At 72.9% G+C, this 11,576-nt stretch carries 12 protein-coding genes, 1 tRNA gene and 1 riboswitch; of the genes, 7 read left to right on the top strand and 6 right to left on the bottom strand.

All coding sequences use genetic code 11. From position 1 onward, the window contains the following. Positions 1-15 precede the first annotated feature (15 nt). A riboswitch (cobalamin riboswitch) is annotated at positions 16-191 on the top strand. Between the two features lie 39 nt (positions 192-230). From TU30_RS19160 to TU30_RS19150, 3 genes are read left to right on the top strand one after another with little or no spacing between them, the layout of a single operon-like run. Next, on the top strand, positions 231-1,247 hold the full coding sequence (locus tag TU30_RS19160) for an ABC transporter substrate-binding protein (RefSeq protein ID WP_370626675.1): 1,017 nt from the start codon (positions 231-233) through the stop codon (positions 1,245-1,247). Further along, complete coding sequence (locus TU30_RS19155) at positions 1,244-2,347, top strand: iron ABC transporter permease (RefSeq protein WP_042171638.1); 1,104 nt, start codon at positions 1,244-1,246, stop codon at positions 2,345-2,347. The genes TU30_RS19160 and TU30_RS19155 overlap by 4 nt, the downstream gene beginning before the upstream one ends. After that, a complete protein-coding gene (locus tag TU30_RS19150; RefSeq protein WP_042171637.1) occupies positions 2,344-3,159 on the top strand; it encodes an ABC transporter ATP-binding protein in 816 nt (271 codons plus the stop codon). The genes TU30_RS19155 and TU30_RS19150 overlap by 4 nt, the downstream gene beginning before the upstream one ends. Positions 3,160-3,264: 105 nt before the next feature. On the opposite strand, the gene TU30_RS19145 is transcribed toward TU30_RS19150, so the two are convergent. The 3 genes from TU30_RS19145 to TU30_RS37405 form a co-directional block, all read right to left on the bottom strand. Next, positions 3,265-3,338 (bottom strand) — tRNA-Pro (locus TU30_RS19145). Between the two features lie 179 nt (positions 3,339-3,517). Continuing rightward, complete coding sequence (locus TU30_RS37410) at positions 3,518-3,742, bottom strand: hypothetical protein (RefSeq protein ID WP_052479858.1); 225 nt, start codon at positions 3,740-3,742, stop codon at positions 3,518-3,520. Then, positions 3,717-4,016, bottom strand: a complete 300-nt coding sequence (locus TU30_RS37405; RefSeq protein WP_052479857.1) for a hypothetical protein — start codon at positions 4,014-4,016, stop codon at positions 3,717-3,719. Before TU30_RS37405 ends, TU30_RS37410 begins: the two co-directional genes overlap by 26 nt. 143 nt (positions 4,017-4,159) lie before the next feature. On the opposite strand from TU30_RS37405, the gene TU30_RS19135 reads away from it, so the two are divergent. Further along, complete coding sequence (locus tag TU30_RS19135; protein ID WP_042171636.1) at positions 4,160-5,320, top strand: Gfo/Idh/MocA family protein; 1,161 nt, start codon at positions 4,160-4,162, stop codon at positions 5,318-5,320. On the opposite strand, the gene TU30_RS19130 is transcribed toward TU30_RS19135, so the two are convergent. Next, complete coding sequence (locus TU30_RS19130; protein WP_042171635.1) at positions 5,301-6,344, bottom strand: LacI family DNA-binding transcriptional regulator; 1,044 nt, start codon at positions 6,342-6,344, stop codon at positions 5,301-5,303. The genes TU30_RS19135 and TU30_RS19130 overlap by 20 nt on opposite strands. 126 nt (positions 6,345-6,470) lie before the next feature. Here TU30_RS19130 and TU30_RS19125 point away from each other — a divergent pair, with 126 nt between their 5' ends. From TU30_RS19125 to TU30_RS19115, 3 genes are all read left to right on the top strand, one after another. After that, positions 6,471-7,679 (top strand): phytanoyl-CoA dioxygenase family protein, encoded by a 1,209-nt coding sequence (locus TU30_RS19125; RefSeq protein ID WP_042171634.1) that lies wholly within the window; start codon positions 6,471-6,473, stop codon positions 7,677-7,679. 19 nt (positions 7,680-7,698) lie between these two features. Then, positions 7,699-8,475, top strand: coding sequence for an SDR family oxidoreductase (locus TU30_RS19120; protein WP_042171633.1), 777 nt, complete (start codon positions 7,699-7,701; stop codon positions 8,473-8,475). Between the two features lie 95 nt (positions 8,476-8,570). Beyond that, positions 8,571-9,575 carry a Gfo/Idh/MocA family oxidoreductase gene (locus TU30_RS19115; protein WP_042171632.1) on the top strand — a complete coding sequence of 335 codons (1,005 nt, stop codon included), beginning with the start codon at positions 8,571-8,573 and terminating at the stop codon, positions 9,573-9,575. 40 nt (positions 9,576-9,615) lie between these two features. Here TU30_RS19115 and TU30_RS19110 read toward each other — a convergent pair whose 3' ends face one another. Together TU30_RS19110 and TU30_RS19105 are read right to left on the bottom strand one after the other, a co-directional pair. Next, positions 9,616-10,635, bottom strand: coding sequence for a Gfo/Idh/MocA family protein (locus TU30_RS19110; protein WP_042171631.1), 1,020 nt, complete (start codon positions 10,633-10,635; stop codon positions 9,616-9,618). A 37-nt stretch (positions 10,636-10,672) separates the two neighbouring features. Continuing rightward, entirely contained in the window at positions 10,673-11,575 is a 903-nt protein-coding gene (locus TU30_RS19105) for a sugar phosphate isomerase/epimerase (protein ID WP_042171630.1), read from the bottom strand. Between the last annotated feature and the right edge of the window lies 1 nt (position 11,576).

Raw genomic sequence — 11,576 nt, 5'->3', positions numbered from 1 at the left:
CCCTCGCCTCCGGGAAACGTAGTATCACGTGGTCATCGCCGCGACGGGAGACAGGAAGCCGGTGCGAATCCGGCACGGTCCCGCCACTGTGACCGGGGAGCGCCCCTCCGACACGCCACTGCGCAGCGCGCGGGAAGGCGGGGGGGAACGTCGATCCGGGAGTCAGGACACTGGCCTGTCGCGGGCCCGTCCCGAGGAGCGCGGACTCCAGGAGGCTTCACGTGTTTCCCCTGCTCACCCCTGCGCGAAAGCGCCGGTCCCTTCGCACGACGGCCGCGGCGGTCGCGCTGTCGGCGGTCCTGCTGACCGCGGGCTGCGGCTCGTCCGACGGCGGCACCGGCGACGCGGGGGCCACCGCGGCCGCGGCCGAAGGCTTCCCCGTCACCATCGACAACTGCGGTGTGCGGACGACGTACGACGCACCGCCGTCCCGGGTGGTCACCGTCCACCAGCACCCCGCGGAACTGATGCTCGCCCTCGGTCTGAAGGACCGCATGGTGGGCACCGCCTTCCCCGACTCGGCCGTGCTGCCGGAACTGAGAGAGGACTTCGAGGCGATACCGGAACTCGCCGAGAGGGAACCGTCGTTCGAGAAGATCCTCGACACCGGACCCGACTTCGTCTACGGCGGCTACGGCAGCGCCTTCGCCGAGAACGAGGGCCGCTCCCGCGAGGCGTTCGCCGATGCCGGCATCGACACGTACCTCAACCGCGAGTACTGCGGCGAGAAGCGGCTGACGATGGAGGACACCTACGCCGAGATCCGCACCATAGGCCGGATCTTCGACGTGTCCGACCGCGCCGACGAACTGGTCGCCGACCTCCGGGGCAGGGTCGGCGAGGCCGCGTCCGCCGTCGAAGGGGAGCCGGAGGTAACGGTCTTCGTCTACGACAGCGGCGACAAGAGCGCCTTCACCGCGGGCGGCAGGGGCCTGGGCACCGAGCTGATCCGGCTGGCCGGCGGGAGGAACGTCTTCGCCGACCTCGACGAGGTCTTCGGTGACGTCTCCTGGGAACAGGTGGTCGAGCGCCGGCCCGAGGTGATCGCCCTCTACGACTACGCCGGTGCCGGCGGCGTCGAACAGAAGAAGGAGTTCCTGCTCTCCCAGCCCGCCCTCGCCGACGTACCCGCCGTCGAGAACGAGCGGTTCGTCGTCCTGCCGCTGACCGCGACCCTGATCGGTGTCCGGTCGGCGTACGCGGTCGAGGACCTGGCCCGCGGGCTGCATCCGCAGAGCTTCCGGTGACGGGCACCGTCACCGGGACACCCGCCGGCCCGGTTTCGGCAAAGGGGCGCGAGGAGGGCCGCACGGCCACGGCCGGCGTCCTGCTCGTGCTGGCCGTCCTGCTCGTCGCCTCCGCGACGGCGGGTCTGGCCATCGGATCGGTCCGGGTACCGCCCGGCCAGGTCTGGGGCATCGTGACGCACGCGCTGGGCGCCGACTGGACGCAGCCGGACTGGTCCGGCGCACGGGAGACCATCGTGCTGGACGTACGGGCGCCGCGCGTCCTGCTCGGAGCCGTCACCGGCGCCGGCCTCGCGGTGGTGGGCACCGCCCTGCAGGCACTGGTCCGCAACCCGCTCGCCGAGCCCTACCTGCTCGGGGTCTCCTCCGGGGCGTCCCTCGGCGCGGTCGCGGTCATCGTCTTCGGGGTCGGCGTTCTCGGTCCCCTCTCCCTGTCCGCCGCCGCGTTCGCCGGTGCGCTCGGCGCACTGCTGCTCGTCTACTCCACCGCCCGCACCGGCGGGCGCATCACCTCGACGCGTCTGGTCCTGTCGGGGGTGGCGATCGCGTCGGTGCTCACCGCCGTGCTCAACCTGCTGCTGCTCACCACCGACCGCGGCAACGAGGCCCGGGCCGTGCTCGCCTGGACCCTTGGCGGCCTCGGTGGCGTCAACTGGGGCACGCTGTGGCTGCCGGGGCTGGCGGTGCTGCTGGGGATCGGCGTTCTCCTGGTGCAGGCCCGGAACCTGAACCTGCTGCTGGCCGGTGAGGAGGCGGCGACGACCATGGGGCTGGACGTGGCCCGCTTCCGGGCCCGGATGTTCGTCCTGCTCTCCCTGGTCACAGGTGCCCTGGTCGCGGCGGCCGGCCCGATCGGCTTCGTCGGCCTGATGCTGCCGCACATCGTGCGCCTGTTCGTCGGCGGCGAGCACCGCCGGGTGCTTCCCACGGCCGCGCTCGCCGGGGCGGTCTTCCTGATCTGGGCCGACATCGCCGCCCGCACGATCGCGGCGCCCCTGGAGATACCGGTCGGTGTGCTCACTGCGCTGTGCGGCGGACCGTTCTTCCTGTGGCTGATGCGCCGGGACGCCCGGCGGAACACCGACCGAGGAGTGGCATGAGCGCCGCGACCGACCTGTCCGTCGAGGGCGTCACCCTCACCGCCGGTGCACGTCGCCTGGTGCACGACGTGTCGCTGACCGCGTCCGCGGGGCAGGTGGTCGGGCTGGTCGGTCCCAACGGCAGCGGCAAGTCCAGTCTGCTCAGGGCCGTCTACCGTGTGCTGCGCCCCGTCGCGGGGACGGTCCGCGTCGACGGCACCGACGTCCGGTCGATGCCCGTACGGCACCTGGCCCGCACGGTGGCGGCGGTCGTGCAGGACTCGGCCGCGGACTTCGACCTCGCTGTCCGTGAGGTCGTCGCCATGGGCCGCACCCCGCACCAGCGGCTGCTGGCCGGCGACACGGCGGAGGACGCCGCCGTCATCGACGACGCGCTTGCCGCGGTGGACGCCCTCCATCTGGCCGACCGCCGCTTCGACCGGCTCTCGGGCGGCGAACGCCAGCGCGTCCTCATCGCTCGTGCCCTCGCCCAGCGGCCCACCCTGCTCGTACTCGACGAACCGACCAACCATCTGGACATCCGCCACCAGTTGGATGTCCTCGGCGTGCTGCGCCGGCTGCCGGCGACCGTGCTGCTGGCCCTGCACGACCTGAATCTGGCCGCGTACTACTGCGACCGCCTCCATGTCCTGTGCGAAGGCGAGGTCGTGGCCTTCGGCACGCCCGCCGAGGTCCTCACGCCCCGGCTGCTGGCCGACGTGTACGCGGTCGCGGGCGAGGTGACCGTCCATCCGCGCACGGGCGCCCCCCAGGTGACCTTCCTTCCGGGGGAGCACCGGCGCGACCCCGCGGTGGACGCTCCGCACCACTGAGCCCGCATCCGCTCCGGCCGACCGGCCGGCCGGCCGGCCCCGAACATGGTCAAGGGCCGGTTTCGGATCTCTCCGAAACCGGCCCCGACCTGCGACTCGTACGAGTCGGGACGACAGGATTTGAACCTGCGACCCCTTGACCCCCAGTCAAGTGCGCTACCAAGCTGCGCCACGTCCCGATGCGGCCCGCGGGGTGAACCGCGTGATCACGCAGGTCAACCCTACCGCATACGAGGATGCCCCGAAGACGCCGTGCGGCGCTCGCCCCGCGGTGGTGAACGACCGGCCGTCAGCCGCGCAGCACCTCGACCACGCCGACGAGGTGGGCGCGCACGGCCGCCTCGGCCGCCTCCGGGCATCAGGCCCCGATCGCCTCGATCGGGGCCAGGCACCCGGTCAGGGAGTGCTGCGCGCGTCCCGGCCCGGGCGCCGACGGGAAACGGTGGCGCACCCGTCGGCCGTTGAGCCGGTCCAGCAGGCCCACGGCTGTGCACCGGCCGGAGAACTCCTGGACGCGGATGCGGAGTTCCGGGTCGAGCCGGGAGCAGGTGGAGAGCTCACCGCCGGCCACGGCCCCGGCCATCGCCGCACCCGGTCCGGTGAGCCGGTCCGGTTGCGCGTCGCCGGCCGTGGGCCGTGGCGGCGGTCCTGGCCGCGCACAGCCCTGCGAGCACCGTCCGGCACGGGGCGCGGGCGACCGCTTCCTCCACGGTCGCCCTCCGCACCCGCACCCGTGAGCCGCGGTTGCGGATCCGCTCGACCGGGCCCAGTGCCTCCGGGCCGATGAGCGCGGCCCGGAGGCCGGCCCGGGGCGCCCGGAACCGCTCGGCGAGCTCGTCCTCCACACGGTCGGCCATGTCGTTCGTTTCCTCGCGGACAGGTACCGCTCACCCGGTTTCCTCCTTGACACCCTCACCCGTACGCACTCAAGGTTTGTCTGGACAATGCTCGACGGAACAGGGAACGGTCCGGTCACGGAACGGTCCGGGGAAGGGCTCTCATGGTGGATACGCTCGGTGTCGCCGTCATCGGATTCGGCTGGATGGGGCGGGTGCACACCCAGGCGTACGCGCGTGTGCCGCACCACTACCCGCGACTCGCCCTGCGCCCGGAGCTGATCACGGTCGCCGAGGAGGTACCGGGCCGGGCCGAGGAGGCCGCCGCGCAGTTCGGATTCGCCCGCACCACCCGCGACTGGCGTGACGTGGCCGCGGACCCGCGGGTCCGGGCGGTCAGCATCACGGCCCCGAACTTCCTGCACCGTGAGATCGGCGTCGCGATGGCCGAGGCCGGCAAGCACATCTGGATCGAGAAGCCGGTCGGTCTCACCGCCGAGGACGCCCGCGCGGTGTCGGACGCCGTCGCCAAGGCCGGCGTCCGCAGCGCGGTGGGCTTCAACTACCGCAACGCACCGGCCGTCGAGGCGGCCCGTGCCCTGATCGCCGACGGCGACATCGGTACCGTCACCCACGTCCGCATCCGCCTGTTCAGCGACTACGCCGCCCACCCCGAGTCCGCCCTGACCTGGCGCTACGAGCGGGAGCGCGGGGGCAGCGGAGTGCTCGGCGACCTGGCCTCCCACGGCGCCGACCTGGCCCGCTTCCTGCTCGGCGACATCGCCTCGCTGACCGCGGACACGGCGATCTTCCTGCCCGAGCGGGCCCGCCCGGCCGGGGCCACGGCGGGCCACGCCCGCGCCAGTGGCGGCGCGCTCGGCCCGGTGGAGAACGAGGACTACGTCAACTGCCTGCTGCGCTTCGCCTCCGGCGCGCGCGGCGTGCTGGAGGCCTGCCGGGTCTCGGTCGGCGAGCAGAACAACTACGGCTTCGAGGTGCACGGCACCAGGGGGGCCGTGTTCTGGGACTTCCGCCGGATGAACGAACTCGGCGTCAGCCGCGGCACCGCCTACCAGGACCAGCCGGTCAGCACGGTCCACGTCGGTCCGGGCGACGGCGAGTTCGGCGCGTTCCAGCCGGGCGCGGCGAACGCGATGGGCTACGACGACCTGAAGGTGATCGAGGCCCACCGTTTCCTGCGCTCCGTCGCCGAGGACGCCGAGTACGGCGCCACGCTCACCGACGCCGTGCGCAGCGCGGCCGTACTGGACGCGATGGTGCGCTCGGCCGAGAGCGGCGTGTGGGTCAACGTGCCTTCGTCGTAGGGACGTTGGTGGGCATGTTGTAGGGCGTGACCACCTGGATCGGGGACGGCGGGGTGGGGCCGGCCGGCGGCAGGGCGCCGTGCGCGCGCATCACGATGTGGCAGGCCTCGCGCAGGTCCTGGCGCAGGTCGTGGTGGAGCACCGCGGACAGCCGGTGCTCGCGCAGCAGCCGGGTGTTGTCGTGGTCGAGGTCGTGGGCCACGAACACGGCGCACTCCCGGCCGGCGTCCTCGAAGGCGCGCAGGGTCGCGATGTTGCCGCCGCCGATGGAGTAGACGGCGCGGATGTCCGGATCGCGGTCCAGGGCGGTCCTCACCAGGTCGTACTGGGTGGCGTCCAGGCCCTGGCCCTCGGCGATCTCGACGAGCGTGCGCCGGGGGTGACGGGCACGCATGGCGCTGCGGAAGCCCATCTCGCGCTCCTCCTCGTTGCGGAAGGATCCGCTGCTGAGGCTGGTGAGCACATGGCCGGGCCGCTCCCCCAGCCACTGGCCCACGAGGTACGCGGCGGTGGCGCCGGCCGCCCGGTTGTCGCTGCCGACGCAGCCGACGCGGGTGCTGGTGGGCAGGTCGGTCACCAGGGTCACCACCGGGACGCCCGCCGCGGCGAGCCGCCCGACGGCGTCGGTGATCCCGGGGACGTCCGGCGCCTTGAGGATCACCCCCTGCGAGCCGCGCCGGGCTATCCGGTCGAGGACGCCGGTCAGCCCGTCGGCGGGTCCGGTCTCGCGGAAGTGGAAACGGGAGCGGACCACCGCCGGGTGCAGCGCGGGGAGTTCGGCCTCCAGGGCGGCCCGGACGGCGGTGGAGAACCGCTCGGGCGACTGCATCACGATGTCCACCATGAACGTACGGCCGACCAGCCGGACCTGGGTGCGCTGCCGGTCCAGGTCGGCGATCGCCCGGCGCACCTCCTGCGCGGTGCTGTCCCGCACCCCGCCCCGGCCGTTGAGCACCCGGTCGACCGTGGCCTCGCTCAGCCCTGCCTGACGTGCGATTTCCCTGATCGGGAAGGGGTGGCCCATACGACCGGCTCCTGAGACTCCTGAGGGGTTTTTGATGGCTGGCTGCTGGTTGTTCGAAGGCTTTGTACTGACAAGAATGACAGAGCCGCGTCCCCGTGACCCGAAACGTGACCCGAAAGGACGATCATGTCCTTCTCCACCGCCTCCACCCCGGTCCAGCCGTCCGCCGGCACCCCCGCGCAGGCAGCGGAGCGGCGGCCCTGGCTGTCCGGGCAGGACTGCGACCTGGACGCCTTCCGCGCCCTGGTCGAGCGGACCACGGACCTCGCCGCCCACCCGCACGCCGCCGCCGTGGAGCAGAACGTGCTGCTCTACGACGCCGACCGGCTCGCCCTCGCCGACCGGCGCGAGGTCCAGGCCGAGCTCGTGCGCGCCCTCGCCGACGGCCCCGGCGTCGTGGTCGTCCGGGGCGCCTTCCCCGACCCGGCGGTCGTGGACCGGGCCACCGCCGTGTTCGACGCGCTGATCGCCGAGCAGCGCGCCACGGGCGCCACCGCCGGCGACCACTTCGCCAAGCCGGGCGCCAACGACCGGGTGTGGAACGCCCTGGAGAAGGCCGCCCTCTACGATCCGCAGGCCTTCGCCGACTACTACGCCAACGACGTGATCGCGCTGGTGTCCGCGGCCTGGCTCGGCCCCGGCTACCAGGTCACCTCCCAGGTGAACGTGGTCAACCCGGGTGGCGCGGCCCAGACCGTGCACCGCGACTACCACCTCGGCTTCCTCTCCAGCGAGGTCGCCGCCGCCTACCCGGCGCACGTGCACCGCCTCTCCCCCGCGCTCACGCTGCAGGGCGCGGTCGCGCACTGCGACATGCCCGTCGAGTCCGGGTCCACGCTGTACCTGCCGCACTCGCAGAAGTACGGGCCCGGTTACCTCGCCTGGCGGCTCCCCGGGTTCCGGGCGTACTTCGAGGAGCACCACGTACAGCTGCCGCTCGCCAAGGGCGACGCGGTCTTCTTCAACCCGGCGCTGTTCCACGCCGCCGGCGCCAACCGCTCGGCGGACGTCCGGCGCATGGCCAACCTGCTCCAGGTGTCCTCCGCGTTCGGACGGGCCATGGAGACGGTGGACCGCGAGACCGTGACGGGTGTCGTCTACCCGGTGCTGCTCAAGAGCCGGGCGGAGGGCGCCGGCGAGCAGTGGCAGGAGAACGTGATCGCGGCGAGCGCGGAGGGCTACCCCTTCCCCACCAACCTCGACAACGACCCGCCCGTCGACGGCCTGGCCCCGCCCTCGCAGGCGGACCTCGTACGGCGGGCACTGCGCGAGAACTGGACCGTGCGCACCCTGCGGGAGGCGCTGCGGGCCGGCGCCGGACGACGTGAGAGCTGAAGGGAACCGGGACACGGTCATGGGACTTCTCGACGACAAGGTCGTCCTCGTCAACGGCGGCAGCCAGGGTGTCGGCGCCGCCGTCGCGCGGGCCGCGGTCCGCGCGGGGGCGGCCGTGGCCGTCACCGGGCGGCGGTCCGAGCCCGGTGAGGCCCTCGTGGCGGAGCTGACCGCCGCGGGCGGCAGGGCGGTGTTCGTCCGCGCCGACCTGGCCGACGCCGAGCAGGCCAGGGGCTCCGTCGCCGAGGCCGTACAGGCGTACGGCCGGGTCGACTGCCTGGTCAACTCGGCGGGGCTGACCTCGCGCGGGACCCTGCTGGACACCACACCCGAGCTGTTCGACCAGCACATCGCGATCAACCTCAAGGCACCGTTCTTCACCATGCAGGCCGCCGTCGCGGACATGGTGCGGCGCGAGGAGCCCGGCACGATCGTCAACATCATCACCTCGTCGGCGCACGGCGGGCAGCCCTTCCTGGCGCCCTACGTCGCCGCGAAGGCCGGACTCGTCGGACTCACCCGCAACGCGGCGCACGCCCACCGGTGGGACAGGATCCGGATCAACGGGCTGAACATCGGCTGGACCGCCACCGAGGGCGAGGACGCCACCCAGCGCACCTTCCACGGTGCCGGCGACGACTGGCGCGAGCGGGCCGCCGCCCGGCTGCCGATGGGCAGACTGGGCCGGCCGGACGAGATCGCCGACTTCGTGGTCCTGCTGCTGTCCGACCGCTCCGGCGTGGTGACCGGCTCCGTGATCGACTGGGACCAGAACGTCCTCGGCGGCCTCGACTGACAGGGCAGCACCCGCCACGCCCCGCTCCCTCCCCCCGCGCAAGACCGCACCCACGCCCCGCACCCCGCACCCCGCACCCAAGGAGCACCACCCCCATGCGCATCGGAATCCTCGGTCTCGGCCGTATCGGCGCCTTCCACGCCGAGACCCTCTCCGGGCTCGACTCCGTCGAGTCGCTCGTCGTCTCCGACCCGTTCGCGGACGCCGCGAAGGCCGCCGCCGAGCGCTTCGACGCCGAGGTCGCGGACTCCCCCGAGACCGTGCTCGGCGCCGGCGTGGACGGCGTGGTGATCGCCGCGGCGACCGACGCCCACCCCGGGCTGATCCTCGCCTGTGTCGAGGCGGGTGTCCCCGTGTTCTGCGAGAAGCCGGTGGCCCGCACGATGGCCGAGGGGGTGCGGGTGCTGAAGGCGGTCGAGGGCCGAGGCGTGCCGATCCAGATCGGTTACAACCGCCGCTTCGACGCGGGCTTCGTCGCCGCGCGGGCGGCCGTGCGCGGCGGGGAGCTGGGCAGGCTGCACACCGTGCGCTCGACCACGCTGGACCCGGCGCCGCCGCCGGCCGCGTACGTCGCCGCGTCCGGCGGGATCTTCCGTGACTGTTCCGTGCACGACTTCGACATCATCCGCTGGGTGACCGGCCGCGAGGTGACCGAGGTGTACGCGGTCGGCGGCAACCGGGGCGCCGACTACATCAAGGAGGCGGGCGACGCCGACACCACCGGCGCGATCCTCACCCTGGACGACGGCACCATCGCCGTGGTCTCCAACAGCCGCCACAACGCCCGGGGGTACGACGTCCGCATGGAGATCCACGGCTTCGCGGACTCCATCGCGGTCGGTCTGGAGGACAAGCTGCCGCTGCGGTCGGTGGAGCCCGGGGCGGCCTTCCCCGCGGACACCCCGCACGACTTCTTCATGGACCGCTTCACCGCCGCCTACCGCGCCGAACTCACCGCGTTCACCGAGGTCGTGGCCGGCTCCCGGCCGTCCCCGTGCACGGTGGCGGACGCTCTGGAGGCGGGCTGGATCGCCGACGCCTGCACCCTGTCCCTGCACGAGCACCGCCCCGTCACCGTCGAGGAAGTACGGCAGGCCTGAGCGGCGGTACGGGCCCCCGGCCCCCGCACATCACGTCACCTCACCGGTACAGCGCCGGTTTCTCCGCCAGTTCGACCGGCACGCGGCAGCCCTCCTGAAGGGCCCGGACGCCGGCCTCGCAGACGGCGGCCGCCGCGTAGCCGTCCCAGGCGCTGGGTCCGTCGACCCCGCCCCGGCGGGTGGTGTCGACCCAGGCCCGCAGCTCGTCGTCGTAGGCCTGGGCGAAGCGCTCGGTCCAGTCCTGGGTGATGGTGCCGCCCCAGCGGCCGGCCGTGTGGGTGACCAGGTGGTGGCCGTCGCCGACGCGGGCGGTGCCGCGTTCGCAGACCACCTCGGCCTGGACCTGGTAGCCGAAGCCGCAGTTGACGAAGATCTCGACGTCGCTCAGCGCGCCGCCGTCGGTCTCCAGGACGACGAACTGCGGGTCGCGCAGCCCGTCGGGCGCCCCGGCGGAGGAGTCGGGGGCGAGCACCGTGACCGCCGTGATCTCGTGACCCAACAGCCAGCGGGTGACGTCGACTTCGTGGGAGACGGAGTCGGTGATCAGCATGGAGCTGGTGAAGAACGGCGAACTGGCCACGTTGCGGTGCCGGTTGTGCAGCATCAGGGGGCGGCCCAGCTGCCCTGTTCCCAGCAGCGCCTTGAGGCGGACGTACTCGGTGTCGTAGCGGCGCATGAAGCCGACCTGGATCCGGCGGTGGCCGAGTGCCTGTTCGGCTTCGACGACGCGCAGCGCGGAGGCCGCGTCGGGGGTGAGCGGCTTCTCGCACAGGACGGGCAGGTCCAGCTCGAACGCGGCGAGCAGGGCGGCCTCGTGGGCCGGTCCCGGGGAGGCGATGAGCACCGCGTCGACCCCGGCCACCGCCATCGCGGCGGCCGGGTCGGTGTGCGCGGTGCAGCCGTCGATGCCCGCGGCCACCGCATTGGCCCGTTCCGCGTCGGTGTCGGCGACCGCGGCGACCCGTGCGCCGCTGATCACCCGGTCGATCCGGCGCACGTGGTCCGCGCCCATGCGGCCCGTGCCGATGACGGCGATGCCCAGGGGCTGGTTGCCGTGCACGGCTCCCGCCTCCCTTCCGGGTCGTCCGGCGACGGTTTCAGGCGCCGCAGGAGCGCAGGAACCTGCGGGTGCGGACCGCGATCGGCAGCGGCTTGTCCGGCTCGCAGGGGTACATGTCCTGCTCGACGATCGCGAACAGGTCCACGTCCAGCTTCTGGGCGGCGGTCAGGACCGCGCCCAGCTCCGGTACTCCGGCGGGCGGTTCACACATCACTCCGCGCTGCACGGCGGGACCGAACGGGATCCCGTTCGCGACCACGTCGGTGAGGATGTCCGGGTCGACCTGCTTGAGGTGCAGGTAGCCGATGCGTTCGCCGTAGGTCTCGATGAGCTTGACGCTGTCGCCGCCGCAGTAGGCGTAGTGCCCGGTGTCGAGGCACAGGTTGACCAGGGAGGAGTCGGTGGAGTCGAGGAAGCGCTCGACGTGCTCCTCGGTGTCGATGTGGGTGTCGGCGTGCGGGTGGACGACGATGTCGAGCCCGTAGGTGTCCCGGGCCCGGCGGCCGAGGCGCTCCATGCCCTCGGCGAGGTGGCCCCACTGCTCGGTGCTGAGCTCCGGGGGCTCCAGGATCTCGGCGGTCTTGTCGTCGCGCCAGAAGGACGGGATGACGACCAGGTGCTTGGCGTCCATGGCCCGGGTGAGCGAGGCGACCCGGCTGACCTGCTCCCAGGTGGACTCCCACTCGGAGGGGCCGCGGTGCAGTCCGCAGAAGATGGTGCCGGCGGAGACCTTGAGGTCCCGCTTCTTCACCTCGTCGGCCAGGCGGGCCGGGTCGGTCGGGAGGTAGCCGTAGGGGCCCAGTTCGATCCAGGAGTAGCCGGCCTCGGCGACCTCGTCGAGGAAGCGCTGCCAGGGCACCTGCTGCGGGTCGTCGGGGAACCAGACGCCCCAGGAGTCGGGGGCGGAGCCCACCCTGATGCGGTCGAGTGCGACTGCCATG

Source organism: Streptomyces sp. NBRC 110035 (assembly GCF_000829695.1).
Taxonomy (GTDB): domain Bacteria; phylum Actinomycetota; class Actinomycetes; order Streptomycetales; family Streptomycetaceae; genus Streptomyces.
This window is presented reverse-complemented; position numbering and strand designations above follow the sequence as displayed.